Consider the following 26,292-nt stretch of genomic DNA (forward strand, 5'->3'; position numbering starts at 1 on the left):
AGGGTGGTTCAGACCACCCACTGCGCGCCGTATTGGGTGATCAGTTCGCGGTAGGGCTTGGGCAGCTTCTTGTCGGAGACCACCACGTTGAATTGGTCCAGGGTGGCGAAATGCGCGGTGCGCACGACGTCGAACTTGCTGTGATCGGCCAGCAGCATGCAGTGCTGGGCCTGGCGCAAGACCTTCTGCTTGACCGCGACTTCATTGAAGTTGAAACAGGTCACGCCGAAGGTTTCGCTGACGCCTGCGGCCGAGATAAAGGCCCAGGTCAAGCGCACGCTGTCGAGGATACTGCTCTCGTCGGCATGCTCGAACACCTGGTTCTTGCGATGGAAGGTGCCGCCGCACAGGACGATATTGCAGTTGGGCTTCTGTTGCAGCTTGAGCAGCACGTTGAGCGAGTTGCAGACCGCGGTGAACTCCAGCTCATCGGCAATGAAATCAATCACGAAGGGCACCGTGGTGCCGCAGTCGAAGAACACCGTGTCGCCGCCCTTGATAAACCCGGCCGCGAGCTTGCCGATGCGGCGTTTCTCTTCCACGTGGCGGGTGCCCTGTTCCGTGACCTTGTAGTCGGGCGCGTCGGCCGGGTCGAAGGCCAGGGTGATATGCCCGCCGAGCAGATGGAACTTGTCCGGGTAGCGGTTGAGATCCCGGCGCAGGGTCATTTCCGAGACTTCCAGCAACCCGGCCATTTCCCGCAGATGGATCGCCTTTTGGTCCTGCAGGGCTTGCTGGATCAGTTTGATGCGTTCTGATTGTTTGCTTTCCACAGGCATTCCGATCGGCTAGTAATGTTGTAATTACATCATTTGTTGGTATTATATTAACATCTGTTGGGCGTGCTTTCTAACGTATTACGCCCATCGTGCTCCTTCACCAGGAACGGATTTCATGACCTCAATCACACCCGCAGCACTTGCACCGTTTATCGACCACACCTTGCTGGCGCCTGACGCGACGCGGCAGCAGATCGCCGTGTTATGCAAAGAAGCGCAGGAGTACGGGTTCTATTCCGTGTGCGTGAACTCGGGCCAGGTGCCTTATGCCGCTCAATTGCTCAGCGGGCAGAAGGTCAAGGTCTGCGCGGTGGTCGGGTTCCCGCTGGGCGCCGGGCTGAGCGAGAGTAAAGCCTTCGAAGCCCAACAGGCAATTGCCGCAGGTGCGGGCGAGATCGACATGGTGCTCAATATCGGCGCGTTGCGCGAGGGCCTGTTGGACACGGTGCGCGACGACATCGCCACGGTGCATCGAGCCTGCGGTTCGGTGCCACTGAAAGTGATCCTCGAAACCTGCCTGTTGGACGAGGAGCAGAAGATCCGCGCCTGCGAAATCTGCCGTGAACTGGGGGTGGCCTTCGTCAAGACCTCGACCGGCTTCAGCCGCAGTGGCGCCACCGCCGAAGACATCGCCCTGATGCGCCGCGTCGTCGGCCCGCAGATGGGGGTCAAGGCGTCGGGCGGGGTGCGTGATTACGCGGCCGCAGTGGCCATGATCGAAGCCGGCGCTACGCGCCTGGGCACCAGTTCGGGAGTGAGCATTGTCAGTGGCAAGCCGGAGGGCGGGGCGGGTTACTGATTTCGCCAGCACCTTCGACGCTTGTCGATGTTTGAAAAAAAGGAGCCTCGGCTCCTTTTTTCGTTGCCGAACAGGGTGCAACGGACCGCTCAATTGCATGACGGGGCTGTGCAACTGCTGGAGGCAGGCGGGCGCTCGGGGCTGGGCCGAATCAGGGGGCGGGGCAGCCACCCCCCAGCAACTCGCCTCAGCGCCGCCCTTCAACCGCCATGCGCACCGCCAGGCCCGCCAGCACTGTGCCCATCAGCCAGCGCTGCACCAACTGCCACACCGGCTTGCCGGCGAGGAAGGCGGCAATGGAGCCGGCCATCATCGCGATCAGCGCATTGACGCTCACGCTGATGGCGATCTGGGTCGAGCCCAGCACCAGGGACTGGGTCAGCACCGAACCGGGGCCGGTGGGGTCGATAAACTGCGGCATCAGCGACAGGTACATGACCGCGACCTTGGGGTTCAGCAGGTTGGTGACAAAGCCCATGGTGAACAGCTTGCGCGGGCTGTCCTGGGGCAGGTCCCGCACCTGGAACGCGGAGCGTCCGCCGGGCTTGACCGCCTGCCAGGCCAGGTACAGCAAGTACAGCGCGCCGCCCAGGCGCAGGGCGTCATACGCATAGGGCACCGCCAGCAGCAAGGCGGTGATGCCCAGGGCCGCGCACAGCATGTAGACCAGGAAGCCCAGCGCCACGCCGCCCAGGGAAATCAACCCGGCCATTCGTCCCTGGCAGATCGAGCGTGAGATCAGGTAAATCATGTTCGGCCCCGGGGTCAGCACCATGCCGAGGGAGATCAGGCCGTAGGCGACGAGGTTGGACAGTTCGGGCATGGGGTGACTCCTGAAAACAGAGAAGAGAATCGGTACTGCGCCGGCCCCTTACCCGAGGGTATTGGCCAGCGCCGAGGCAGTCGACTCGATGGCGCCGATAGTAGGGCGCCCGACAGCCGTGTGTTAGATACAGATCGAACAACAAAACGACATACAGCGTTGCGATCCGGCTTGCCCCGCCGCGCCAGGCCCGTCGTCAACGCGGCCTGGCAGTACTCGGCCATCAGCCGGCGACGGGTCTCGCCACTGAAAAGCCGGCCCTATAGACTCGCCGGTTCGGGCGCGAGGACGGCGCCTTTATCGAGGACTTTACCCATGGCAAAGCAGATGCCGGCACCTGGCGAGGTGCTGGGTTTTCCGATTGCGCGCATTGGCCGTTTTGGCGCGTGCCAGATCCTGGCGCTCGACCCCGACAAGCAACAGGTCACGGTGGCATTGCTGGACTGGACCGGCGAGCAGATGCCGACGCTGGATGATGTGGCGGATGCCCCGCGCTTCGTGAAGAACTTCATGTTCTGGAACGACCAGGAAATCGTCATGCACCTGGCCTTGCCCGTGCCGGAGGCGTATTGCAGCATCGGCATCCTGCCGCCGCGGGGCAGCAGCGAATCCAACAGCTATGGCGGCTGGGACTTCGGCGATCTCATCGCCCGCCAGTCTGTCTGGAATGCGCTGCCCGGCGAGCTGACCCAGACGTTCAAGGCCAGCCTGGACAGCGACGCCCTGGTCACTGCTCCGGGGCTCCTCTGTGCCGACAACGAGCAGCCGATGCAAATGCGCGTCAGGGCCGCCTCGCGCTTCAGCGATGACGCGGCCTACCGCATCAGCGGCGATTTCAACATGGCCTCATTGCGTGCCTGGCCGCTGCTGCACCAGGTGTTCCTGCACGCCTGGCGCGACGACCTGATCCCTTTTCTGCGCAGCGCGCCCCTGGTCACCGAGCTGTCGCTGCTCAAGCACGATCAGCGCGAGCTCGACTTCTCGGCCACCTGCCTTGAACGGCTGGTGATCGACATCGCGGGCCTTGAACGACTGGTCCTGCCCAAGAGCCTGACCACCCTGATCGTCCACGGCCAGGGCGCGCTCAACCGCTTGGGCGCCAGCGAGGACCTCAGCCAGCCTGCAGCTGATGTGCGCCCGATGCTGACCGTGGTGGCCGCCCAGAACGGGCGCTGGATCTCGCTGCAGGCCACCGGCACGGTGCCTGCGGTACAGGGGCTCGACCAGTTGCGCGGGCTGGTGGTGGCCAAGGTGAGCGCGCTTGACCTGGCGGAGGTGGTCGACACCTTCCCCCACATCGAATACCTGCACCTGTTCGGCGCCCCCGGGACCCTGAGCGGGCTGGGGGCATTGAGTGAGCTGGCGAAGCTTGAAGCGCTGTGGTTCTGTGACCTGTTCGGCTACACCCCGGATGATTTCCCCGCGCCTGCTGCGCTGGCGAGCCTGACCAGCCTGAGCCTGGACAGCCTGCCGGCAGATGTCGCGGCGGCGGTGCGCAAGGCGTACAAGAAGGCGCCGCAGGTGGACCTGACACTGAGCAAACCGCGCAAGCCCGAATGGCTGGCGGAGAACCTCGACAACCCACTGCGGCATTGGGACGGCCGCGAAGGGTTTGCCCCGGCCCTGGTCAAGAAGGTGCACGCGGCCTACATCGCGGCGTTGCGCCAGGTGCGCGAGGCTGAAGACGTCCGGGGCGACGAGGGCGCCTACAGCCAACGGGTCACCGCGGCCATCGCCACGTTCCTCGAGCTGATCGCCGGGCTCAATCGCAAGCATGGCTTCCTCTACACCCTGGAGCGCGACGAGGTGATCGACGCGGTCAACCTCCTGGCCGCATCACTCTCGAGCCAGGCACGTGTCGCGCTGGACCCCTTGATCGAGAAAGCCCTGGACGATTGAGCCAGCCCTTGTGGCCGGCCGGGGTAAAGCCTGCACATCGACGCCTGCGTAAGCCCACCCTTTGGGGTGGGCTTATCGTTTGTTTTGTATCTTGTATTAACAGGAAACAATCGTGCTAAGCTGCGCCGCAACGCACTGGGGCGGCGTCGGGGGAGGTTTCAATCGTCCTGTGCAGGCGACATCGCGTTGCTTGCGGGCACCTCGTCCTGCTGAGTCTTGAGCCGGCCTACGTGGTCCAGATGCTTCCAGAGAAAGTGCGCGGCCTCTTCACGCCGATCGGATTCGATGAGGTCGAGCAAATGGATATGTTCCCGGCATTGCGCCGCAAGACGCGTGCGATCGACGTTGGCCGTGTAGCCCATAAAGCGCCGGAGCTGGTTTTGCTGGCGGATGGCGTCGATGAAAAAGGTATTGGCGGAGCCCTGCACGATCAGTTCGTGAAACTGCGCGCCGATCTCGAACAGTTGGGCGCGGGACAAGGTCTGGATCTCTCCGTCGAGCAGGGCCTGTTGTTGCTGCCGGGCCTTGGCAAACGCGCTGTGATTGACCTGATAGCCAGGCTCGAGCAGCGCGGCCGGCTCAATGGCCATGCGGAAGCGGTAGCTCTGGATGTGGGCCTGGGTGTTGTGCACGAAGTCCTTGAGGCTCCAGCCTTGGCCGGGATTGCGCTCGACCATGGCTTCGCCGGCCAGCCGGTTCAATACCTTGAGCAGTTGCCCGCGCGGCACTGCATAGCGGCGCAGCAGTTGTGCTTCAAAAAAATGGGCGGGTATTTCGCCGCTCAGAATGTCGTCGACCACCCGCAGGTAAAAGTCGTCGAAAGGGTCGCTGGCAACAGGGACCGCCGCTTGCTGAATCTGCGCGGCGTCCTGATTCAGAAAGTAACCGCGATTGGGTTCGTGGATCGCCAGGCCCCACTCGGCGAGCAAGGCAAACACCCGCCGCACAGGGGAGCGCGAAACCCCCAGGGCCTCGGCGAAGGTCTGCTCGCGCAAGGGCTCACCGGTCTGCATCGATCGGGCGCGAACCAGGTCGAGGACGCGGGGGGCCAGTTGCAAGGCGAGGTCTTTCTTGATCACGGGTTCTTTCTCGAAGGAGTGGCCGCAGTCTCTTGGCGGTGGCCCAGGGGCCCTGGCGGACTGGAGGTGGAAAATACCATACGCAGCGACTGCGGGTGGGCTGGCGGGCAATCGTGGTACAGGCCCTTGTTGAATACGCCGATGGCGCAGTGCCGGAGCGCTGCAAAGAGCTCCAGGCGGATGATCCGTTTTTCCCAGGATGGAGGTTTACCCAGTGCTCAAGTTCAATGCTCACCTTGGTTTTCAGTTCAATGAATGGCCGTTTCTGCAACGCATCGAAGCGGCTGCGGCCGCAGGTTTTCGGGCGGTGGAGTTCCCATCGCCCTATGAGTTCGACGCCAGCCTGCTGGCGGATCACCTGGCCCAGCACGCGCTGCCGCTGATTCAGTTCGCTGCACCGGCCGGTGTCAGCAAAGGCCTGGCCGCCCAGCACGGCAAGGAGCAGGAGTTTCGCACGGGCCTGGCGCAGGCCGTCCGCTATGGGAGGACACTGGGCTGCTTGGATGTGCACATCATGTCCGGCGTCACCACCCGGGACGATGCGGCCTCGACCTTCGGCGGCAACCTGGAGTATGCGGTCAAGTACTTCGAAGACCAGGGGCTGCGGCCGCTGATCGAAGTGATCAGTGCCCAGGAGGTGCCCGGCTACTACCTGTCCGACTTCGACAAGGCACAACAGGTGCTGGAGGCCTTCCCCGGTGTCGGGCTGATTCTCGATCTGTACCATGCCCAGTTGCTGACAGCGGATGCGGCTGCCGTGCTGGCGCGGTTCCATGAGCGAACCGTGCATGTGCAAATCGCCGACTGCCCGGGGCGTCATCAGCCGGGAACCGGAAACATGGATTTTCCGGCCTTGTTCGCGGCACTGGAACAGCACAGTTACGCCGGCTGGATCGGTTGTGAATACCGACCTTGCGGCCCGACCCTGACCTCCCTCGAATGGCTCAAGCGCCTGGGCGCCTAGAGCGCGCTGCACGAACCCGACCCTGATCCTGGAGCAAATCATGAGTGCAATCACCCCTGCGGTTCTTCAAGACCTGGCCCCTGGCGGCGTGCTGCGCGCGGCCATCAATCTCGGCAATCCGGTACTGGCGCAGCAGGCCCGGGATGGCTCGCTACAGGGGGTATCCGTGGCCCTGGCCAAGGCCTTGGCCGAGGAGCTGGAGGTGCGCCTGGAGCTGCTGACCTTCGACGCCGCCGGCAAAGTGTTTGCCGCGCTGGAGCAGGGCAGCTGGAGCCTGGCGTTCCTGGCCATCGAGCCGGTGCGCGAGCAACAGATCGCGTTCAGCGAACCCTACGTGATGATCGAAGGCACCTACCTGGTCGCGAGCGACTCGGCGTACCTCAAGGTCGAAGATCTGGATCAGCCCGGGCTGCGTCTCGCGGTCGGCCGCGGCGCGGCGTACGACCTGTTCCTCAGTCGGACCTTGCAGCACGCGCAACTGGAGCGGGCCGAGACCTCCGCGGCGGCGGTGGAGCTGTACGTCGAGCAGGGCCTGGATGCCGCCGCCGGCGTGCGCCAGCCCCTGCAACAGGTGGCCGCTGCCGATGGGCGTTACCGGGTGCTGGACGGCGCGTTCACCGCGATCCGCCAGGCCCTGGCCGTGCCTCGCCAGCGCGCGGCAGGGGCGGCGTATGTGCGGGCCTTCGTCGAGCGCAAAAAGGCCGAGGGGTTTGTCCATGCCGCACTGGCGGCGAGTGGTCAAGCCGAGGTCACGGTGCCCTAGGGGATCACACTCTGGCTTGACCCCCGCCACGCCAACGGCGGGTTGTCAGGCCGGGGTCATTACCCCTCAGTGCGAGCGAAACCCCCAGACCATCTCCACGATGCGCTCCGCAACCACCAGGTAGATCACGATAAGGCCCAGTTGCAGCGCCAGGTGATATTCCAGCTTGGCCAGCCGTCGAACCCCGTCACTGACATTGAGCAGCCACAACAGGGTCGATAAGCCGATCAGGCCCCAGCCTGCCATGCTGGAAACCAGCAGCCCCAGGAACAGATCATGGGTGCCCCTGAGCGCATCGGTCCCCGCGGCAAACAGCAGGGCGCAGACGACCAGGTTTTTCACGTTGTCGAAGATCTGCGTATTGAGATCGTTCTCCAGCCGTTCCACATAGCGATTCCAGAGCTTCTGCATAGTCGATAGGCCTCAAGTGGTGGCGTCGAAAACCGGTGCAAATCCCACTCACGGGCCATCAGCAGCGCCAGCCCCGGTGAGATTTTCAGCGTAGCAGCCCGGGCTCCAGGTGCCGGGTGCTGGACGTTGCAGGCAGCCAGCCCAAGGCGACGCCGCGACGACCCGGCGTTGCAGGCGCGGCGCCACTCACCGTTTTTTTTGCCGTCGACAGCGCTCCGAGCAATAGCGCACCTGATCCCAGCAGCGCGCCCATTTCTTGCGCCAGGCAAAGGGCAGCCCGCAGGTCGCGCAGGTCTTGACCGGCAGTTCGCTCTTTTTCACAGCGGGTCCCCGGCGTCCAGGGTGGCGAGCAGATGCTGGCCGCGTTGCCAGAGCGCTTGCTGCTTGGCCTCGGGCATGCGGTCGAGGTTTTTATAGAGCATGCCCATGCGTGGGTTGCCCCGCAGCAAGTCGCCGTGGCGCATCAGGAAGTGCCAGTACAGCGCATTGAAGGGGCAGGCATTGTCGGCCGTGCTTTCAGTGACCTTGTACGCGCAGTCGCGGCAGTAATCCGACATGCGCTTGATGTACTGGCCACTGGCGCAATAGGGCTTGGAGCCCAGGTAACCGCCATCGGCGTGCATGACCATGCCCAGGGTATTGGGCAGTTCGACCCAGTCGAAAGCGTCCATGTAGATGGCCAGGTACCACTCGCAGATCTGGCTCGGCGCGATCCCGGCCAGCAGGGCAAAATTGCCGGTGACCATCAGCCGCTGAATGTGATGGGCGTAAGCATGCTCCAGGCTCTGGCCGATGGCCTGGCGCATGCAATTCATCCGGGTGGCGCCGGTCCAGTAGAACTCCGGCAGCGGCCGCTGGTTGCCGAAGGCATTGCCCTGGGCGTAGTCGGGCATCTTCAGCCAGTACACGCCGCGCACGTACTCACGCCAGCCGATCAGTTGGCGGATAAAGCCTTCGGCGGCATTCAGGGCAATCCTGCCCGACCAGTACGCCGCCTCCACATCGCTGCACACCTGGCGGACATCCAGCAGGCCGATATTCAGCGCGGCGCTGATGCGGGCGTGAAACAGAAACGGTTCGTTGCTGGCCATGGCGTCCTGGTAGTCGCCAAACCCGGCCAGGCCGAAATCCAGAAAGTGCTCCCACAGCGCCAGGGCCTCGGCGTGGGTCACCGGGTAGTCGAAGCGCTCCAGGGAGCCGTAGTGGCTGGAGAAGCGTGCGGCCACCAACTCCAGGACCTCGCAGGTCATGGCGTCCGTGGCAAACCGCGCCGGGTAGGGCGCCTTCGTTCCCTTGGGCAGCGCCTTGCGGTTGTCGGCATCAAAGTTCCAGGCACCGCCCACCGGGCTGCCGTCACCATTGAGCAACAGCCCGCTCTTGCGCCGCATCTCACGGTAAAAGAACTCCATGCGCAGCTGTTTCTTGCCCTGGGCCCAGGCCGCGAACTCGCTGCGGGAACAGATAAAACGCGTATCGGCGTGCCATTCGATGCTAAGCCCGCAGTCCTTGATCGACTGCTCAAGGCGCCAGTCGCCGCACTCGGTCAGGTACAGCGCCTGGGCCTGCAACAGCGCCTGCCAGCGGCGCAACTCCCCCGGCACCGAGCCGGTGTTGTGCGGGTCATCCAGGGTCACGTACTGCACCCGCAACCCCCGCTCGCGCAACGCCTGGGCAAAATGGCGCATGGCACTGAAAATCAGCACGATCTTCTGCGGGTGATGGGGCACGTGGCTGGCTTCCTCCATCACCTCCACCAGCAACACCGTGTCGCGCTGCGCATCCAGCCCCTGCAGCGAGGCCAGGTCAAAGGACAACTGGTCGCCCAGCACCAGGCACAGTCGGCGAGTCGCGTTCATGAGGGGTATCCGGCGCAAAGGTCTGTTGAGCAAAGGTTTATCCGGCATGGGAAGGGGCCCCACAGCGGATACATGGCAGTTTTAGAGCTTAAAACCTATACAAATGTATATTTATGTATAGGTTTTTAACAGAGATTTTGCGAAGGAAAACGAATTTACCTGTGCCGGTGCCTGAGAGTGGCGACCCATCGGTCAATCCGCCCTGCACCCACTCCTCAGCCTCCAAACTCCGGATGCCGCCCCTCGCTGTAGCGCCACTTCTTCCCGGCCATGAACGCGTCTTCGCCAAAGTGCCTGCGGATCGCCAGCCGGACCTCGTCCGGCACCGGGTCGGTGATCTGCGCGGTGGCCTCCAGCCAATAGAGATCGTCGCCAAGCTGCTCCACACGCTGGAACGGCGCACGTTCTATGGCTTGCCTGCCGAACAGCTCGATATAGGGCTTGCCGTAGAGCGAGATGTTGGGGATTTCCGGCAGGCGCAGGTGGAGGTTGAACGGGGTGTCCCAGCCGGCGAATTCCATGCTGCGGATGTCGCCATACAGCGTGTTGCTACAGGCCGCCAGCTGCTTGATCAAGGCCAGGAAGTCGTCAAGCATTGCGGGCTTTTTGCTGAAGGCTTTGCGCATCAGGAAACCACTGACAAATGGAAACGATGGCGGGGTCGAATGGTTCCACTGCACTTGGTAGCCAAGGTGGCTGCCTGCCTCCAGCACCAGGCTTCCCGCCGTCGCCGAGGTGCCCGGCTGCGCCAGAAAGCGCAGCGGTTCTTCCACATCGACCCAGGGCTGGCGCCCCTCGAAGGCGCCGAAGCGGGTGGGCCGGACACTGGCGGCGGCGCTGTCGAGGCACTGGATGATTGCCCGGGCCTGGGACGGTATCGAGAAGTCGCCCATTGAGCTCAATGAAAAAGTGACGCCCGGAACTGGATTACTCATAAAGCTTCCCCTGGTTGGCCGTGGACAGTCTGCGGCGCGCAGTCTAGCAAGGTACGACGGATTGGCGTGGTGCCTTGCAGGGACGCGCGTGCTTCAGGGAGCCTGGGCTGCCACCCGGCACTTGAGGTAGATGCCCCCTCACTTCGCCAACAGATTGGCCAGCAGGCGTGCCGCGCCCGGCACGCCTGCCGGCAGTTGGCGGAAGAACGACAGCGGCGCGTAGATGAAGCGGCCCCGGCCCACCTGCGCGCTGATCAGTGCGCCACTCAGTTCCTGTTCGCCGCGGTCGTGCATGCCCAGCAGGCGTTGATAGCGCGGGTCGATATTGCTGGCGAAGTACAGCCCGCGTTCCTGCACCCAGCCGTCGAAATCGTGCTCGGTGATGGGGTTGGGGTGGTTCAGCAGCGGATGCTCCGGCAGCAGCAGGCGCACCGCGGCGTCCTCTTCGGTGACCCGGTCGCGGGTGATCGTGAAGGGGTAGGGCCCCAGCGGTTCGGCAGGCAGGGGCGCCAGCGTGTTGTATTGCACCAGCAGCACGCCGCCTTGCTCGACGTACTGCAGCAGTTGGGTGCGCGCCGCGGCGAGTGCCGGATTGACGTTGTAGGCCCGGACCCCGGTGACGATGGCGTCGTACTCGGCAAGGGATTGTCGGGAGAGGGTCTCGGCTTTCAGTTCGTCGACCTGATAGCCCAGTTGCCGCAGCATCTGCGGCAGGCGGTCGCCGGCACCGGGCAGGTAGCCGATGCGTTCACCGCCGCGCTTGAGGTCGAATTTGATCAGGGTTGCCGTGGCCGGGGGGAACCAGTCGAATTCCGGGATATGCCCGTAGTCGACGGTTGCCAGGGCCTTGTCCAGCACCTGGCCGTCGACCCTGGCCTGAAAGCGCAGCTCGCCGTTCTGCGGCTGAGCCTCGGGTTCGAGGTCGAAGCCCAGGGTCAGTTCGTCGTCCTTGCGCCGCAGGCTGAACGGCTGCTGCTCGGGGGTGATGCGCCAGCCGGCCGGGGCTTGCGGCTGCAACACACCATTGAGTCCGTCGACGAAAGCGTGCAGCTGGACTTCGATCCGCCGCCGGCGATCGTCACCAAACAGGTAGGCCGTGCTCGACGGGGTCAGTGTCAGCGGCGGGGTGAACTGCACCGGGCGATAGACCTCGCCACGAATCGGATCAACGTGCTTGAACTGGATCTCGCGCTGCACCTCAAGCACCTGCCCGGCGATGGTCAGTTGCGTGCTGACCTGCAGGCCATGGGCCGAGCCGTTCAGCCACAGCGGCTGGTCAATCTGCAATGGACGGTGCTCGCCGGCACTGAGCACTGACACCTCGACCGCGCTGCGCAGGAGGATTTCAGTGCGCACGGGAATGGCGCTGCCAGCCGGGAAGTGCGCCGCACCGGCTGTGGTTTCCAGCCACACGCCCGCCGCCGCCAGCAGCAGCGTCTGTACTTCTTGCAGCTTGCGTTCGCGCCACAGGCCGGCGGGTAACCCCAGCAGTTGCCGGTGCAGTTGCGCCAGCGCCGGGACGGACCTGGCCGGTGCGGCGCTGTCGTATTCCCGTTGCAGCTGCTCGACCTGCCGGGCGATGGCCTGGGTCTGGGGCAGGCGGTTCCAGGTGCTGTCCACGCCGTCGAACAGGTCCTGTTGCGGTGCCTGGCCGTCGAGCAGGGCAAAGGACTCCATGAGCCGACCACGCTGTGGGGCGCTGCCGAAGCCCTGGCTCTGGTGGTGGTTGCGACTCAGGGCGGCTATTTCGCCATAGCTCAGGCCGAGCCTGGGGTTGAAGCCGCCGATGTCGACCTGTAATTGGCCGGGTGCGGTGGTGTCGCCGCTGCCCAGAAATGACTTCCAGGTATTCCACAGCAGGCGCTTGGCTTGCCAGGGCTGCACCTCGCTCAACTGCTGGGGAAAACGCCGTGGGTCGGCCGCCGCGCGAAAGGCCTCCTGGGCCAGCAGCGAAGACGCCTGGTGATGACCGTGACCGGCGCGGCTGTCGCCGGGGAAGCGGGTGATGATGACGTCGGGCTGGAATTTGCGAATGGCCCACACCAGATCGCCCAGGGTCTGTTCCCGGCCCCAGGTGCGCAGGGTTTCTGCCGAGGTCTTGCTGAAGCCGAAGTCCCTGGCCTGGCCGAACAGTTGCTCGGCGCCATCTTCCTGGCGAGCTTCGAGCAACTCCCGGGAGCGGATCAGGCCCAGGGCAGTGCCCTGCTCGTTACCCAGCAGGTTTTGCCCGCCATCGCCACGGGTCAGCGACAGGTAGGCGGTGCGGTAATGCCGCTGCTGCGCCAGCCAGGCGAGCAGTTGGGTGTTCTCATCGTCGGGGTGGGCGGCGATGTACAGCACGCTGCCCAGGACCGCCAGGCGATCCAGGCCCTGGCCGATCCGGCCGGCATCCAGTACCTGGGGTTGGGCCTGGGCCAGGCTGCCGGCGAGCAGCCCGGCGCAGAGCAGGGCGCCGATCCGTGTCAGCCGGCGCCAAGGCTGGATAGGGGCGCGCATCAGAACGCGTAGCTCAGGTTGGTGTAGTAGAACGCGCCCTGATGACCTTCCGGCGACACCGTGGAGTACTTGGCAATGCCGTAGGGACCGCTGCCGGTGGCGTCCAGTTTGTCGGGGTGGCTGTCGAACAGGTTCTGCGCGCCAACCGCCACCCGCAGCCCTGCGGCAAAGCGATAGCTCAGGTCCAGGTCGCTGATCCATTGTGCGGAGAAGGTCTGGTCGGTGCTGGCGGTGGTGCCACGGGTGGTGTACTCGCCGTAGCGGCGCTGGTTGAAGTTGGCCTCGAAGCCGTTGAAGGCGTAGTGCAGGCCCCAGATCAACTTGTTCTCCGGCACGTTGTCTTCCAGCACACCGATGGCGGTGCGGCCCATGATCCGGCTCGAGGCGAAGCGCCCCACATCCCGCGCGTTGGTGACTTCGGTCTCGGTGTGGGCAAAACCCGCGCTCAGGTCCAGGGTGCCTCGGGGCAGGGTGAGGCGGTACTTGCCCCCCAGTTCCAGGCCCTTGGTGCGGGTGTCGAGGACGTTGGTGAAGAAGGTCGCGCTGTTGACGCCGGTGATGCCTGCCGCCGCCAGGGCCGCCACCACGTCGGCACCGGTCAGGTTTTCGGAAGGGGTGATGCGGTCGTTGATGTCGATGCGGTAGGCATCCAGGGTGATGCTGGCCTCGGGCAGCGGGCGCAGCACCAGGCCGACCGAGATGTTCTTCGACTGTTCCGGCTTCAGCGCCTTGCCGCCCAGGGCCGCGGCGATCGGCCCGTCGGCCCGCAGCGTGCGCTGCAACACCGAGTCGTACACCGCGCCGGTCTGCACGATCTGGATGCCGGAGGCCTGATACCCGGCCTGCACCAGGGAGGGCGCGCGGTAGCCGGTGCTCAGGCTGCCGCGTAGCGCGACCTTGGGCGTGAAGTCATAACGCAGGGACAGCTTGCCGTTGGTGGTGTCGCCGAAGTCCGAATAATGCTCGGAGCGCAGGGCCACCCCGGCGTTGAATTTCTCGGTGACCTGGGCCTCGGCATCGACATAGCCGCCGAACACATTGCGCGACAGGCGGCCGGCGTCCACCGGGGTGATCCCGGAGCTGGCCGGGGTGTAGAAGCCGCCCGCCGGGTGCGGGTACCAGCGGTTTTCCGAGGCGGCGGCTTCCCCGGCCTGCAATTCGTATTGTTCCCAGCGATAGGCCAGGCCGCTGGACAGGGTCAGCGGGCCGTGCAGGCCATCGACCGCGAAGTCCTTGACCCAGTCCAGCCCCAGGTTGGCCTGGGAGTTGATGCGGCTGCCGGTGTCGAAACGGGTTGGCGAGGTGGGGCCCCAACTGGCATTCAGGGTGTCGTAGTAGGTGGAGTCGACTTCGTTGCGCCCGTAGTTGGCCGAGAGGTCGAACTTGCCCAGGCCCGGGTCTTCGAAGCGCAGGCCGGTGGTGGCGGCGTAGTCTTCGAGGCGATAGCGGGTCACCGGCCAGTAGCCGTTGGGGTAGACCGAGGCAATGTTGCGCCGGTCCCCCGGCAGCACCAGCGAGGCCTCGGCGTCGCTGTTCTTGTGCGACCAGGTGGCGAAGCCGTAGGCGCTCAGGCGCTCACTCAGGGAGGCCTCGCTGTTGAGCAGCAGGTTGTACTGGTCGGACACCTTGCCGACGCCGAAGCGCCAGTCACGCAAGGGGTTGCTGGCCGGCACCCGATTGTCCGGGTTGGTGTCGTTGGCCGGGTCCGACTCGCCGGCATCGAAGCTCACCGTCAGGAAGCCATCCCCCGGCAGGGCGAAACCCTTCCAGCCGCTGAGCTTGCGCGACAGCCCATCGCCCTTTTTGTATTCACCCAGGCGATAGCCCAGCTTGCCGCCCTGATCCGCGCCCTTGAGCACGATATTGATCACCCCGGCGATGGCGTCCGAGCCGTACTGGGCCGAGGCGCCGTCACGCAGCACTTCCACCCGCTCGATGGCATCCAGCGGGAACAGGCTGATGTCCACCGGCACGCCGCCCTTGGCCGCGTAGTTCTGCCGGGTCACCGTCGACCCGGTGTGCCGGCGCTTGCCGTTGACCAGCACCAGCACCTGATCCGAGCCCAGGCCCCGCAGCGACACCCCTGGCGGCACCTCCTGGGCGAAGGCGCCGTTGACGTTCTGCGGAAAGCTGAACGAGGGCAACAGACTGGCCAGCGCCTGGCCCAGGTTGGCGGCGCCGGAGTCTTGCAACTGCGCCGCGGAAATCACATCCACCGGCGCCGAGCTCTGCAGCGCCGTCACATCGCTGCGGCGGGTGCCGATCACCACCACGCTGTCGAGCTGCTCGTCTTCGACGCGAGGTTCGCGGCTGTCCTGGGCGAATGCCAGCGAGGACGGATTAAGGGCGGCGAGTGCAACGGCACCGGCTAAAACATTGGACTTGAACAAGGCGCTGATCCTGCATGAGGAAGGGAAGGTATCGGCGCTAGAGCAAGGGCGGTGCCAAGGCATTCGAGGGGCGACGGCGAGGCGTGGATTGCGCGCCAGGAAAGCCTTGTGAAACAACCGACTACGGGCGCTTTTTTTTCACGCACCCGGTCGATAAAAACAACCAAGGCCCCCGTCGCAGAGGGCTCGCTGCTGCGTGGCAGGCACTATGCCAGCAACCCATCTGCAGCGGAGTCGCTGGCGTTCTGGGCCCTAAGCTTGGACAGGTCGGGGGTGATGTTCTGAGGGTGTGGCTGAGCGTTGCCCAGCAGACCGCTGAGCACCAGCAGCAGGGCGAACAGCAATGAGACCAGCCAAGGGGTGAAGCGCAGTGCGTATGCCATGGGGGAGATCCTGACCGTGACCAGAGAGAGGGTTTGCCTCCACCTGGCAGGGGTCGGTCAGGAGCGAACTTAAGCGGCTGGCCCAGCCGTGTGAAATCATTTTTTGATCTAAGTTGCGTATCAAACACGCTAGCCCGGATGCAGTATCGCGCCGGCCAGGCCGTCGCCTCAGGGCGTCGGTGACACCAGGGTGCGCTCACCCGACATCGACAGTTCGTAGATGCTCAGGGTGTAGCCATCGGCGAGCACGGTTTCGATGAGGTAGGTCTGCAACGGCTTGGGCGTGAAGACCTGGACCGGCGGCTGCTTGCTGGCGCCCAGGGGGATTGGGATGCCGTTGAAGACAAAGGTGGACTCCTTGACCTTGGCCCGGACCTTGATCGGCTGGCCGGCGCTGACCAACTGGTCGATCACATCGGTCCCGGGGGCCATGCGCCGCAGGTAGGCGGGGATTTTCTTGAGGTAGGTGGCATCGAACACCGGCTCGCCGGCGACGGTCATGAAGTCGTTCGGCACTTCCGGGCTGCTGAAGAAGAACGTGACCGGGTTGTTGCCGTTGCCGCCGACATGGCGGTACGTCAGGCTGGCGTGCTTGTCGTCAGGCACCAGGGTCACATGGGGCGCGGGGGGCGGCTTGACCGCCTTGGCGGCCGGTGCGCGGTGGGAGCAGGCGCTGATCAGCAGGGCAGCGGCGATGGCGGTGGACAGCGTCAGTGCTTTGTTCATGGGTATTCCTTAATAAAACTCACCGCCCTACGACTGCCAGTCCGGCTTTAGGTTCAAGGGGCCGTGGCCTGCTGGGCAGATGAAGCCGTTGGCGCCCAAGCGACCGTGCACTGCCGAAAGTGTCGCCCTGTGCCAGGCCTGACCCAGGTGTAGCGCCCGATGCGACACCTGTCGCACCCGGACGCGAGCCTTGCTCCGGGCTGCACGCCTTGCCCCGTGGGGCTTGCAGGGGATTGGCCGAAGGCTGGCATGGCGGTTGCTCTTCTCTAGTCGCGCAGCGCAATGGCTTCGCTACTAATAAGAATCAGGAGTCTCCCCCATGACACAGATTGGCCTCGCCGTGCCTCCCTCTTTGCCGACCGCGCCCCTTGGCGTTCCATTCAAGACCCTGTTTATCGCCCTGGCCCTGGCCTTGGGTGGCGCGCCGGCCTGGGCCCAGGACCTGCCCGCCAACGTCGATGGCCCGCGGATTATCGCCGCCGACAAGGAGCCCGGTAACTGGATGAGCACCGGGCGCACCTACGATGAACAGCGCTACAGCCCGCTGAATAAAATCAGCGACCAGAACGTCGGCAAGCTGGGCCTGGCCTGGAGCTACAAGCTCGACCTGGATCGCGGGGTCGAGGCCACACCCATCGTGGTCGACGGCGTGATGTACACCACCGGGCCGTTTTCGGTGGTCTATGCCCTGGACGCGCGCGACGGCAAGCTGCTGTGGAAGTACGACCCAAAATCCGACCGCAACCGCGCCGGTGAGGCTTGCTGCGATGCGGTCAACCGCGGCGTGGCGGTGTGGAAGGGCAAGGTCTATGTCGGGGTGCTCGACGGCCGCCTGGAGGCCATCGACGCCAAGACCGGGCAACGCGCCTGGTCGGTGGACACCCGCGCCGACCACAAGCGCAGCTACACCATCACCGGCGCGCCACGGGTGGTCAACGGCAAGGTGGTGATCGGCAACGGCGGCGCCGAGTTCGGCGTGCGCGGCTATGTCACCGCCTACGACGCCGAGACCGGCAAGCAGGCCTGGCGCTTCTTCACCGTGCCGGGGGACCCCAAGTTGCCACCGGAAGACAAGGCCATGGCAATTGCCGCCAAGACCTGGCACGGCGACGCCTTCGTCGAGCAGGGCGGGGGCGGCACCGCCTGGGATTCCTTCGCCTTCGACCCCGAGTTGAACCTGCTGTACATCGGCGTCGGCAACGGCTCGATGTGGGACCCGAAATGGCGCAGCCAGGCCAAGGGCGACAACCTGTTTTTGTCCTCCATCGTCGCGGTCAACGCCGACACCGGTGAGTACGCCTGGCACTACCAGACCACCCCGGGCGACGCCTGGGACTACACCGCGACCCAGCACATGATCCTCGCCGAGCTGCCGATTGACGGCAAACCGCGCAAGGTGCTGATGCAGGCGCCCAAGAACGGCTTCTTCTACGTGATCGACCGCGCCACCGGCGAGCTGCTGTCGGCCAAGGGCATCGTGCCCCAGAGCTGGACCAAGGGCATGGACATGAAGACCGGCCGGCCGATCCTCGATGAGGAGAACGCCGCCTACTGGAAGAACGGCAAGCGCAACCTGGTGACCCCGGCGTTCTGGGGCGCCCATGACTGGCAGCCGATGTCCTACAACCCCAACACCGGGCTGGTGTACATCCCGGCGCACATCATGTCGGCCTACTACGAGCACATCCCCGAGGCGCCCAAGCGCAACCCGTTCAAGAGCATGTACCAGTTGGGCCTGCGCACCGGGATGATGCCGGAGAACGCCGAAGGCCTGCTGGAAATGGCCAAGGGCTGGTCCGGCAAGCTGATCGCCTGGGACCCGGTGAAGCAGAAGGCGGCCTGGGAAGTGCCCTACGTCACCATCTTCAACGGCGGCACCTTGAGCACTGCCGGCAACCTGGTGTTCGAGGGCAGCGCCGATGGCCGGGTGATCGCCTACGCGGCCGACAGCGGCAAGAAACTCTGGGAGCAGCCGGCTGCCAGCGGAGTGATGGCGGCGCCCATTACCTACAGCGTCGACGGTGAGCAATACGTGACCTTTATGGCCGGCTGGGGTGGCGCCTTCTCGACCTTTGCCGGGGCCTTGTCGCTGCGGGCCGGGGTGCAGCCGTTTTCCCAGGTGCTGACCTACAAGCTGGGGGGCACCGCCACGCTCAACGAACCGGCACCGCCCGCCGACACGCCGAAACCACCGCCCTTGAGCGCTGACACCGCCGCCATCGAGGCCGGCGCCAAGCTGTATGACGGCTACTGCTCGCAGTGCCACGGCATCCATGCGGTCAGCGGTGGCGTGTTGCCGGACCTGCGCAAGCTGACGCCGGAAAAACACCAGATGTTCCTCGGCATCCTGTTCGGCGGTCGGGTGCCCGATGGCATGCCGTCCTTTGCCGACGCCTTCACCCCGCAACAGGTGGACCAGATCCATCAGTACCTGATCAAGCGCAGCCACGACCTGCAACAGGAAGGCGGCATCTGGAAAACCTTCAGCGCTCAGTAACGACCCGCGACGCAGGCGCCCCGGTGGCGCCTGCAGCCTTTTTTGACCCTGTCTGCGAGAGAACCACCATGACCGAGCTGATTCACTACCAGAACTTCATTGGCAACGCCTTTGTCGCCAGCGACCAACACCTCGAGGTGCACAACCCGGCCAATGCCCGCTTGCTGGCACGGGTGCCCCAGGCCAGCAGCGATCAGGTCGAGGCCGCCATCGCTGCCGCGCGCCAGGCGCAAAAGGGCTGGGCTGCGCGTCCGGCCATCGAGCGCGCCGGCTACCTGCGCCAGATCGCGGCCAAGGTGCGCGACAACGCCGAACGCCTGGCCCACATCATCACCGCCGAGCAGGGCAAGGTCCTGGGGCTGGCCCGGGTCGAGGTCAACTTCACCGCCGATTACCTGGACTACATGGCCGAATGGGCCCGGCGCCTGGAAGGCGAAGTGCTGACCAGCGACCGGGTCGGCGAAAGCATCTTTCTGCTGCGCAAACCCCTGGGGGTGGTGGCCGGGGTCCTGCCGTGGAATTTTCCGTTCTTCCTTATTGCGCGCAAGATGGCGCCGGCGCTGATCACCGGCAACACCATCGTCATCAAGCCCAGCGAAGAAACCCCGATCAACTGCTTCGAATTCGCCCGCCTGGTGGCTGAAACCGACCTGCCGCCCGGGGTGTTCAACGTGGTCAGCGGCACCGGGGCCACGGTCGGCCACAGCCTGACCAGCCACGCCGGCATCGACTTGATCAGCTTTACCGGCAGCGTCGGCACCGGCTCGCGGATCATGGCCGCCGCCGCGCCGAACATCACCAAACTCAACCTGGAACTGGGGGGCAAGGCCCCGGCCATTGTGCTTGCGGACGCCGATCTGGCACTGGCGGTCAAGGCCATCACCGCGTCGCGGGTGATCAACACCGGGCAGGTGTGCAACTGCGCCGAGCGGGTGTACGTCGAGCGCAAGGTGGCCGAGCCCTTTATCGAGCAGATTGCTGCCTCGATGGCGGCCACCCGCTATGGCGACCCCCTGGCCGAGGACGACCTGGACATGGGGCCGCTGATCAACCAGGCGGCCCTGGACAAGGTGGCGAAGATGGTCGAGACCGCACGCGGTCAGGGCGCGGAAGTGGTGACCGGCGGCGCGGTGGCCGACAAGGGCCAGGGCTTCCATTACCAGCCCACGGTGTTGGCCGGCTGTGGCAGCGAAATGCCGATCATGCGTCAGGAGATTTTCGGCCCGGTACTGCCGATCCAGATTGTCGATGACCTGGAAGAGGCCATTGCCCTGGCCAACGACAGCGAATACGGCCTGACCTCATCGATCTACACCCGCAGCCTGAGCGCGGCCATGCGCGCCAGCAACGGCCTGGATTTCGGTGAAACCTACATCAACCGCGAGAACTTCGAGGCGATGCAGGGCTTCCATGCCGGCACACGCAAGTCCGGGATCGGCGGCGCTGACGGCAAGCACGGCTTGTACGAGTACACCCACACCCACGTGGTGTACATCCAGATCTGAGGCTAGGCCCGAGGTGAAAAAATGCCGGTTCCCGTCAAGGGGCCGGCATTTTTCATGGGGGCGACGGCGCCTTACAGCCGGTCGTTGGGCGCGATCAGCCCGTGCTTTTTCATCTTGCGGTACAGGGTCGAGCGCGAGATACCCAGCTCGCTGGCGGCGGCGCTGATGTTCCAGCGCTGACGGCGCAGGCAGTCGTGCAGGCGCCGGGATTCATCGTCGCCCAGTTGCTCGGCGAGGTGCGCGGTCGGCGGTGGGTCGCGGCTGATCAGGGGCAAGGGCAGGGGCGCCAGCAGTTCGCCGGGCAGGCAGTCGAGGTCGATGACTCCGTCTTCGGCCAGGGCCACGGCGTAACGCAGGCTATTGAGCAGTTGGCGGATATTGCCCGGCCAGGGGTAGTCGAACAGGCACTGGCGGGCTTGGGCGTCCAGGCGCAGCCCATGGGCATCGGTCTGGGCCCGCAGCAGGCTGTCGATCAGCTCGGCACGGTCGCTGCGCTCGCGCAAGGCCGGGAGCGCCAGGTTCATGCCGGCCAGGCGGTAGAACAGGTCCTGGCGAAAGTCTTTGGCGGCGATCATCCCGTGCAGGTCCTGATGGGTGGCAGAGATCACCTGCACATCCAGCGCCACCGGCACTTCGGCCCCCAGGGGCGAGATTTCCCGCTCCGCCAGGACCCGCAGCAGGCGGGTTTGCAGGTGCGCCGGCATGTCGCCGATCTCGTCGAGAAACAGGGTGCCGCCATTGGCCAGTTCCAGCTTGCCCTTCATGCCTTTCTTGTTGGCGCCGGTGAAGCTGCCGGCGCGGTAGCCGAACAGTTCGCTTTCGATCAGGGTTTCCGGGATCGCCGCGCAGTTCAGGGCGATAAAGGGCCCGGCGCGACGACTGCTGGCCTGGTGGATGGCGCGAGCGAAGGCCTCCTTGCCGGTGCCGGTCTCGCCGGTGATCAGGATCGGGATGCCCTTGTCGATCACCTTGCGAACCCGGCGTACGTTCTGTTGCAGGCGCGGGTCGTTCCCGGCCAGTTGTTGCAGGTCCGGATGCGGCTGGCTCGCCGGGCGCACCACGGCGGGCGGGCGGTGCTGCTCCGAGGGGATGCGCAGGCCAACGTCCAGCAGGGCTTCATCCTGCAAACCCCGCAGGCGTACTCCGCGCGCGCCGCCATTGGTGAACTGCAACAGTTCGTCCACCGTGGCCGGCAGCAGGCTGTGGATCGGCGCCCCCAGCAGCGGCGCCCCGGCGCTCCGTTCCAGGGCCACAAAGGCCGCGCGGTTGGCGCCCATCACCCGGCCGTTTTCATCCAGGGCCAGCAACTGCTCGTTGGCCAGGTCGGCGATTTCATCGATGGGCTTGAGGGACAGGGTCAGGCGATCGCGGTGGCTCTGGCGAAAGTGCGCGTTCTCGATCAGGCGCGCGTACATGATCACCAGTTGCAGGGTCAGGTACTGGCTTTCCCGGGGGCCGTCGCTGTTCAGGCAGGTGGCGTTGAGGCAGCCGCGCAGCAGGCCCTGGGCGTCGAAGATCGGCGCCACCGAGCAGCTGAGGCGGAAGTTGGAGGCCAGGAAGTGTTCTTCGCGGTGGATGATCAACGGCTGGGCGGCTGCCAGGGTGGTGCCGATGCCGTTGGTGCCGACCATCGATTCGTCCCAGCGTGCGCCGACCACCAGCCCCGACTGGGTGTAGGCGTCGTCGTGGCTCGGCAGCCGCGAGTCGAGGGTGATGCCGTTTTCGTCGCTGAGCAGCACCGCGAAGCCGGCCGGAACCACGCGCTTGGCCAGGCCGCTGACGCCCTGGCTGGCAATCGCCAGGTACTGCTGATGTTGCTGCTGATGGCGGCGGATGTCCTCGGCGCACAGGATGTTCTTGCGGCTGGCGGCGCCCGGGTCGAGGCGGTGCTCGACCACGCTGCGGTACCAGGACTGGGCGATCAGCCCGTCGGGGCGGATGCCGCGTGCGGAAAAGTGATCGTTGACGAAGGCCGCGAGTTCGCTGGGGCTGGTCTGCGCGCTGTGCCGAGTCATGGAGTGCTCCCATCAGGCGTGACACCGGGGGGCGGTGTGCACGGCGATCTTATTGTTGTTGACGGTTAGCTGGGGCTGACCGCTGTCTACCTTAGTCGCTGGCGCATTATTTTTCAGCCCCTGATGCTGCCGGCGGCGTTATCAGGGGCTGCCGCGATCAGGCCAGGTGAGGCAGCCAGAGCGCGATCTGCGGAAACAGGATCAACAGCGCGATCAGGATCAGCAGCACCGCGCAGAACGGCAGGGCGCCGTACACCACATCCAGGAAGCGGCCCTTGTTGCGGATGCTTTGCACCACGAACAGGTTCATGCCGAATGGCGGGGTGATCTGCCCCATCTCGCAGAGGATGATCAGGATCACCCCGAACCACAGCGGGTCGAAGCCCAGGGCAACGATGATCGGCACCACCAGCGGCGCGGTGGTGATCAACATCGCCAGGGTGTCCATAAAGCAGCCGAGGACGATGTAGAACAGGATGATCGCCAGCAGGGTGCCCATCGGCGACATGTCGAGGTCGGTGACGAAGCTGACCAGGGTCGAGGTCAGCCCGATGGACGCCAGCACGAAGTTGAGAAAGAACGCCGACAGGGTGATGAACAGGATCATGCCGGTGGTGCGCATGGTGGATTCAAAGGCCTGGCCCAGGTTGCTCCAGGTGAATGCGCGGCGCCACAGGCCCAGGGCAAAGGCGGCGATCACCCCCAGGGCGGCCGACTCGCTGGCGGTGGCGAAGCCGCTGTAGATGGCGCCCACCACCAGGGCGAAGATCGCCAGCGGCGGCAACAGGTCGGGGATGCTGGCCAGGCGTTCGGCCCAGGTCGTGTGCTGCTTGTGGCCGCCCAGTTCGGGGCGGATCAGGCAGGCGATGACGATCATCGCCACGAACATGAAACTGAGCAGGATCCCCGGCAGGGTTGCCGCCAGGTACAGCTTGGGCACCGAGAGGTTGGCGATCAGGGCGAACAGAATCATGTTGATCGATGGCGGAATCAGGATGCCCAGGGTGCCGCCGGCCGCGATCGATCCCAGGAACAGCGGGGCCGGGTAGCCTTTGCGCTCCTGCTCCGGCAGGGCAATGGTGGAAATGGTGGCGGCGGTGGCCACGCTGGAGCCGCTGGTGGCCGAGAACAGCGCCGAGGCGCCGATGTTGGAGTTCATCAAGCCGCCCGGCAGCCACGACAGCCACTTGTCGACGGCGCCGTACATGCGCCCGGCGACCCCCGAACACACCAGCAGCTCACCCATCAGGATGTACAGCGGGATGGCCACCAGCAGGAATTCGGCGCTGGTGCTCCAGGCGATTTCGCCCATGGCGTTGCTCAGGGGCAGGTTGGAAAACAGCTCGGACAACGACATGCCCAACAGGCCGACGCTGACCGCCGCCGCCACGCTCAGGCCAAGCAGGGCCAGCAGGGTAAAGAGGGTAAAGGCCAGCATCTAGTGCGCTCCATGGGATGGCGCGCCGGCGCCACCGTGGGTTTCTTGTTGAATGTCTTCTTCGACCGAGTTGATCCCGATCAGCCCGTTGATCGCTGCCCAGCGTCGTTGGCGCAGCCGCGACAGGCTGGTGCAGGCCAGCACCAGCAGGGTCAGGGCAAAGAAGCCGTAGCCGGCGAACCAGATCGACTGCGGCGCCCACAGCGGGATCTGCAGCGGCGTGGTGGAAATCGAGCGGTAGTGGATCGAGTCCCAAAGCACGCCCCAGGCGTGGTACAGCAGGGTCCCGGCAAACAGCGCCATGCCGCTCAGGGCCAGCAGGTCGAGCAGGCTCCGGGCCTTGAGCGACAGCCGTGAATAGAGGATGTCGACCCGGATATGGGAGCGTTTCAACAGGGCGATGGGAAATGCCCAGGTGCTGACAATCGCCAGTACATAGCCGGCTATCTCATCGGCCCCGCCCAGGGACAGGCCCAGGGTCTTGCGCAGGATCAGGTCGATCCCGATCATCAGCGCGGTGCCCATCAGGGCGATGCCGCCGACCCAGGCGCTGAGCCGGGCTATGCCGTTCACCAGCCGGGTCGCGCGGGATTCAGTGGGGGTCATGGACAGTTCTCCGCAAACGGTGTGGGTGCATTACGCAGGGCAGGCTGCACGGCTCAGGGCTGTTGCAGGTGCACGCCGATGGCGGCGCCTGCGGTGGCATTCCAGCGTTCGACGCAGGGCGCGCCGCAGCGTTGGCCCCAGTCGTTGGCGATGGTCAGCACGGCGTTCTGCAGGACCTGGCGCTCGGCGTCCGTTGGGGTGCTGACCTGCATCCGCGCCGGTCGATGGATCTTGCAGTCGGCGGCGCCGATGTTGCAGGCCAGGGCCGACTGGTTCTCGTTGGCGGTGGCTTCCCACCAGCGGTCTTCCAGGGCCTGGGCCTGTTCCTGAAGCAGGCGCTGCACCGGTTCGGGCAACGCCTGCCAGCGCTTGAGACCGATGGCATAAAAGCCGATGGACCAGTCCACCGGCAGGTTGTAGAGGTGGTTGGCGACGTCATACCAGCGGGCGGCATTGCCGGAGCCGATGCCGGTCACCGCACAGTCGATGACGCCGGTCTGCATCGCCGTCACCACTTCGGCGAACGGCAGGGTCATGGGCGAGCCGCCGAGGGCGCTGATCATGTCCGACATATTGCGCCCACGAACCCGGACCTTGCGGCCCTTGAGGTCGGCGAGCGAGGCCAGAGGGTCGCGACAGAAAAACACCTGCGCGGTGTAGGGCACGGTCGCCAGCAGCTTGACCCCGTGATGCTCGGCCATGCGCTCGGCCAGCACCGGCTTGAAGGCGCTGGAAATCCGCCGGGAAGTCTGGATGTTGGGGGCCATGCCCGGCAGGTCGATGCCTTCGAAAAACGGGTCGTCACCGGCGACGAAGGCAAACACCCCCATGCCGATTTCCACCGCGCCGCTGCGCAGCAGGCGCACCATCTCCGGGCCCTTGAGCCCGCTTTCCGACAGCCCGCGCAGGCTCGCCGTGAGGCGGCCGCCGGAACGGTCGGGCAGGGTCTGGTTCCAGAACGGTTTTTCCACCGCGCCAAAGGTGTAGTTGTGGCTGCCGCCGCCAATCACATTGAAGTGAATCGGCGCCGGGGTGTCGGCCTTTACAGGGCCGGCCAGGGCGAGGGCCAGGGACGCTATGAGGTACGGTTTCATGGTAGTCCTGTTGTTTTTCTAGAGGGAGCTACTAAGGCAGAAACGGCATGGCAAAGGGGCTGCGGGTGGTGCTTGCTCCGGGTCAGGAACGGCGCTGGATGGCGGCCTCGATAATGGCTCGGGAGCCGACGATATCAGGGAATTTCTCGCCCTTGGCCAACCTGGCCAGGGTGGTTTTTTCATTGTCCTGAAATTCAATGGCCCGGCGCGCCAGGGGCAGGGCCTGATCAAGGGCCATGACCACGATGCCGTTTTCATCGGCCAGCACCGCATCCCCGGGCCGCACCACCACGCCACCACACTGAATCGTGGTGCAGAACTCGCCTTCTTCGCCCTTGAGCCGGGTGGTGATGGCGCTGGCGCCCCAGGACCAGATCGGCACCCCGTGCTGGCGCAATTCGCCGAGGTCAGTGACAAAGCCGTCAATCACGATCCCGGCGATGCCCGCCTGTTTGGCCGCATAGGCCATGGCCCCACCGAGGGCGGCGGTGACCCGCTCGCCACAGCGATCGACGATCAAGAAATCCCCGGGGCGCGCGCACCCCATGGCGTAATGCAGGATCCCGCCATCGGCCCCGGGCATCTTCACTGTGACCGCCGTCCCGGCGGCGCGCACATCCTGGAAGTGAGCCTTTATATCGCTGTTTAAAATACCCTGGGTAATGAAGTGGCCCAGGGTGGCCGGTTCTGCCGCAAGAAGTATCGAGCGTTCTTCTTCGGTCATTTGCTGCGGTAGTTCTTGAATAATATACATGCTTGGATTGACTTGTTTTTGGTGAATGTCTGGTGCATTTAGTTCATCCTAGCAAGCAGGATTTCAAGGCGATAATAAAA

General features: G+C 65.0%; 22 protein-coding genes. 6 read left to right on the top strand and 16 right to left on the bottom strand.

Annotation, left to right across the window (positions count from 1 at the left end):
• Window positions 1-8: 8 nt before the first annotated feature.
• Window positions 9-779, bottom strand: coding sequence for a DNA-binding transcriptional repressor DeoR (deoR, locus tag CF161_RS09015; protein WP_043228982.1), 771 nt, complete (start codon window positions 777-779; stop codon window positions 9-11).
• A 115-nt stretch (window positions 780-894) separates the two neighbouring features.
• Here deoR and deoC point away from each other — a divergent pair, with 115 nt between their 5' ends.
• On the top strand, window positions 895-1,578 hold the full coding sequence (gene deoC / locus CF161_RS09020; protein WP_020296267.1) for a deoxyribose-phosphate aldolase: 684 nt from the start codon (window positions 895-897) through the stop codon (window positions 1,576-1,578).
• 187 nt (window positions 1,579-1,765) lie between these two features.
• On the opposite strand, the gene CF161_RS09025 is transcribed toward deoC, so the two are convergent.
• Entirely contained in the window at window positions 1,766-2,401 is a 636-nt protein-coding gene (locus CF161_RS09025; RefSeq protein WP_020296268.1) for a LysE family translocator, read from the bottom strand.
• Between the two features lie 315 nt (window positions 2,402-2,716).
• On the opposite strand from CF161_RS09025, the gene CF161_RS09030 reads away from it, so the two are divergent.
• Window positions 2,717-4,300: a hypothetical protein gene (locus tag CF161_RS09030; protein WP_020296269.1), complete on the top strand. Its 1,584-nt coding sequence runs from the start codon at window positions 2,717-2,719 to the stop codon at window positions 4,298-4,300.
• 158 nt (window positions 4,301-4,458) lie between these two features.
• Here the strand turns inward: CF161_RS09030 and CF161_RS09035 are convergent, their stop codons facing one another.
• Window positions 4,459-5,379 carry a GntR family transcriptional regulator gene (locus tag CF161_RS09035; protein WP_020296270.1) on the bottom strand — a complete coding sequence of 307 codons (921 nt, stop codon included), beginning with the start codon at window positions 5,377-5,379 and terminating at the stop codon, window positions 4,459-4,461.
• Between the two features lie 214 nt (window positions 5,380-5,593).
• Here CF161_RS09035 and CF161_RS09040 point away from each other — a divergent pair, with 214 nt between their 5' ends.
• Both CF161_RS09040 and CF161_RS09045 read left to right on the top strand, forming a co-directional pair.
• Window positions 5,594-6,343: a hydroxypyruvate isomerase family protein gene (locus CF161_RS09040; protein ID WP_020296271.1), complete on the top strand. Its 750-nt coding sequence runs from the start codon at window positions 5,594-5,596 to the stop codon at window positions 6,341-6,343.
• 40 nt (window positions 6,344-6,383) lie between these two features.
• Complete coding sequence (locus CF161_RS09045; protein WP_020296272.1) at window positions 6,384-7,106, top strand: transporter substrate-binding domain-containing protein; 723 nt, start codon at window positions 6,384-6,386, stop codon at window positions 7,104-7,106.
• A gap of 66 nt (window positions 7,107-7,172) precedes the next feature.
• On the opposite strand, the gene CF161_RS09050 is transcribed toward CF161_RS09045, so the two are convergent.
• From CF161_RS09050 to CF161_RS09075, 8 genes are all read right to left on the bottom strand, one after another.
• Complete coding sequence (locus CF161_RS09050; RefSeq protein ID WP_020296273.1) at window positions 7,173-7,517, bottom strand: hypothetical protein; 345 nt, start codon at window positions 7,515-7,517, stop codon at window positions 7,173-7,175.
• Window positions 7,518-7,703: 186 nt separating this feature from the next.
• On the bottom strand, window positions 7,704-7,838 hold the full coding sequence (locus CF161_RS32140; protein ID WP_020296274.1) for a DUF2256 domain-containing protein: 135 nt from the start codon (window positions 7,836-7,838) through the stop codon (window positions 7,704-7,706).
• Window positions 7,835-9,373, bottom strand: a complete 1,539-nt coding sequence (locus CF161_RS09055) for a cryptochrome/photolyase family protein (RefSeq protein ID WP_020296275.1) — start codon at window positions 9,371-9,373, stop codon at window positions 7,835-7,837. Before CF161_RS09055 ends, CF161_RS32140 begins: the two co-directional genes overlap by 4 nt.
• Before the next feature lie 215 nt (window positions 9,374-9,588).
• Window positions 9,589-10,308 carry a hypothetical protein gene (locus CF161_RS09060; RefSeq protein ID WP_156882669.1) on the bottom strand — a complete coding sequence of 240 codons (720 nt, stop codon included), beginning with the start codon at window positions 10,306-10,308 and terminating at the stop codon, window positions 9,589-9,591.
• Window positions 10,309-10,446: 138 nt separating this feature from the next.
• On the bottom strand, window positions 10,447-12,804 hold the full coding sequence (locus CF161_RS09065) for a PIG-L family deacetylase (protein WP_020296277.1): 2,358 nt from the start codon (window positions 12,802-12,804) through the stop codon (window positions 10,447-10,449).
• A complete protein-coding gene (locus tag CF161_RS09070) occupies window positions 12,804-15,194 on the bottom strand; it encodes a TonB-dependent siderophore receptor (RefSeq protein ID WP_020296278.1) in 2,391 nt (796 codons plus the stop codon). The genes CF161_RS09065 and CF161_RS09070 overlap by 1 nt, the downstream gene beginning before the upstream one ends.
• Before the next feature lie 206 nt (window positions 15,195-15,400).
• Window positions 15,401-15,577 (bottom strand): hypothetical protein, encoded by a 177-nt coding sequence (locus tag CF161_RS32795; protein ID WP_020296279.1) that lies wholly within the window; start codon window positions 15,575-15,577, stop codon window positions 15,401-15,403.
• A 168-nt stretch (window positions 15,578-15,745) separates the two neighbouring features.
• Window positions 15,746-16,303, bottom strand: a complete 558-nt coding sequence (locus CF161_RS09075) for a hypothetical protein (protein WP_020296280.1) — start codon at window positions 16,301-16,303, stop codon at window positions 15,746-15,748.
• Window positions 16,304-16,622: 319 nt separating this feature from the next.
• Between CF161_RS09075 and CF161_RS09080 the strand changes: the two genes are divergently transcribed.
• Both CF161_RS09080 and aldA read left to right on the top strand, forming a co-directional pair.
• Window positions 16,623-18,800 (top strand): PQQ-dependent dehydrogenase, methanol/ethanol family, encoded by a 2,178-nt coding sequence (locus tag CF161_RS09080; protein ID WP_020296281.1) that lies wholly within the window; start codon window positions 16,623-16,625, stop codon window positions 18,798-18,800.
• 68 nt (window positions 18,801-18,868) lie between these two features.
• Complete coding sequence (aldA, locus tag CF161_RS09085; RefSeq protein WP_020296282.1) at window positions 18,869-20,305, top strand: aldehyde dehydrogenase; 1,437 nt, start codon at window positions 18,869-18,871, stop codon at window positions 20,303-20,305.
• A 71-nt stretch (window positions 20,306-20,376) separates the two neighbouring features.
• Here aldA and CF161_RS09090 read toward each other — a convergent pair whose 3' ends face one another.
• The 5 genes from CF161_RS09090 to CF161_RS09110 all read right to left on the bottom strand — a co-directional run bounded on the left by CF161_RS09090 (window position 20,377) and on the right by CF161_RS09110 (window position 26,212).
• Window positions 20,377-22,320: a sigma-54-dependent Fis family transcriptional regulator gene (locus tag CF161_RS09090; RefSeq protein WP_020296283.1), complete on the bottom strand. Its 1,944-nt coding sequence runs from the start codon at window positions 22,318-22,320 to the stop codon at window positions 20,377-20,379.
• 157 nt (window positions 22,321-22,477) lie between these two features.
• Window positions 22,478-23,758 (bottom strand): TRAP transporter large permease, encoded by a 1,281-nt coding sequence (locus tag CF161_RS09095; RefSeq protein WP_020296284.1) that lies wholly within the window; start codon window positions 23,756-23,758, stop codon window positions 22,478-22,480.
• Window positions 23,759-24,364 (bottom strand): TRAP transporter small permease subunit, encoded by a 606-nt coding sequence (locus CF161_RS09100; RefSeq protein ID WP_020296285.1) that lies wholly within the window; start codon window positions 24,362-24,364, stop codon window positions 23,759-23,761.
• 53 nt (window positions 24,365-24,417) lie between these two features.
• Window positions 24,418-25,458: a TRAP transporter substrate-binding protein DctP gene (dctP, locus tag CF161_RS09105; protein WP_020296286.1), complete on the bottom strand. Its 1,041-nt coding sequence runs from the start codon at window positions 25,456-25,458 to the stop codon at window positions 24,418-24,420.
• 82 nt (window positions 25,459-25,540) lie between these two features.
• Window positions 25,541-26,212 (bottom strand): RraA family protein, encoded by a 672-nt coding sequence (locus tag CF161_RS09110; RefSeq protein WP_043228986.1) that lies wholly within the window; start codon window positions 26,210-26,212, stop codon window positions 25,541-25,543.
• Window positions 26,213-26,292 lie beyond the last annotated feature (80 nt).

The sequence above is a fragment of the Pseudomonas sp. CF161 genome, assembly GCF_000416215.1.
In the GTDB taxonomy this organism is placed as follows: domain Bacteria; phylum Pseudomonadota; class Gammaproteobacteria; order Pseudomonadales; family Pseudomonadaceae; genus Aquipseudomonas.

Excerpts from the sequence above, each read along its gene's own strand:
- CF161_RS09075 (WP_020296280.1), bottom strand. The coding sequence starts at position 16,303 with ATGAACAAAGCACTGACGCTGTCCACCGCCATCGCCGCTGCCCTGCTG.
- aldA (WP_020296282.1), top strand. The coding sequence starts at position 18,869 with ATGACCGAGCTGATTCACTACCAGAACTTCATTGGCAACGCCTTTGTC.
- CF161_RS09055 (WP_020296275.1), bottom strand. The coding sequence starts at position 9,373 with ATGAACGCGACTCGCCGACTGTGCCTGGTGCTGGGCGACCAGTTGTCC.
- dctP (WP_020296286.1), bottom strand. The coding sequence starts at position 25,458 with ATGAAACCGTACCTCATAGCGTCCCTGGCCCTCGCCCTGGCCGGCCCT.
- CF161_RS09030 (WP_020296269.1), top strand. The coding sequence starts at position 2,717 with ATGGCAAAGCAGATGCCGGCACCTGGCGAGGTGCTGGGTTTTCCGATT.
- CF161_RS09045 (WP_020296272.1), top strand. The coding sequence starts at position 6,384 with ATGAGTGCAATCACCCCTGCGGTTCTTCAAGACCTGGCCCCTGGCGGC.
- CF161_RS09025 (WP_020296268.1), bottom strand. The coding sequence starts at position 2,401 with ATGCCCGAACTGTCCAACCTCGTCGCCTACGGCCTGATCTCCCTCGGC.
- CF161_RS09050 (WP_020296273.1), bottom strand. The coding sequence starts at position 7,517 with ATGCAGAAGCTCTGGAATCGCTATGTGGAACGGCTGGAGAACGATCTC.
- CF161_RS09060 (WP_156882669.1), bottom strand. The coding sequence starts at position 10,308 with ATGAGTAATCCAGTTCCGGGCGTCACTTTTTCATTGAGCTCAATGGGC.
- CF161_RS09080 (WP_020296281.1), top strand. The coding sequence starts at position 16,623 with ATGACACAGATTGGCCTCGCCGTGCCTCCCTCTTTGCCGACCGCGCCC.
- CF161_RS32795 (WP_020296279.1), bottom strand. The coding sequence starts at position 15,577 with ATGGCATACGCACTGCGCTTCACCCCTTGGCTGGTCTCATTGCTGTTC.
- deoC (WP_020296267.1), top strand. The coding sequence starts at position 895 with ATGACCTCAATCACACCCGCAGCACTTGCACCGTTTATCGACCACACC.
- CF161_RS09110 (WP_043228986.1), bottom strand. The coding sequence starts at position 26,212 with ATGTATATTATTCAAGAACTACCGCAGCAAATGACCGAAGAAGAACGC.
- CF161_RS09095 (WP_020296284.1), bottom strand. The coding sequence starts at position 23,758 with ATGCTGGCCTTTACCCTCTTTACCCTGCTGGCCCTGCTTGGCCTGAGC.
- CF161_RS09100 (WP_020296285.1), bottom strand. The coding sequence starts at position 24,364 with ATGACCCCCACTGAATCCCGCGCGACCCGGCTGGTGAACGGCATAGCC.
- CF161_RS09090 (WP_020296283.1), bottom strand. The coding sequence starts at position 22,320 with ATGACTCGGCACAGCGCGCAGACCAGCCCCAGCGAACTCGCGGCCTTC.
- deoR (WP_043228982.1), bottom strand. The coding sequence starts at position 779 with ATGCCTGTGGAAAGCAAACAATCAGAACGCATCAAACTGATCCAGCAA.
- CF161_RS09065 (WP_020296277.1), bottom strand. The coding sequence starts at position 12,804 with ATGCGCGCCCCTATCCAGCCTTGGCGCCGGCTGACACGGATCGGCGCC.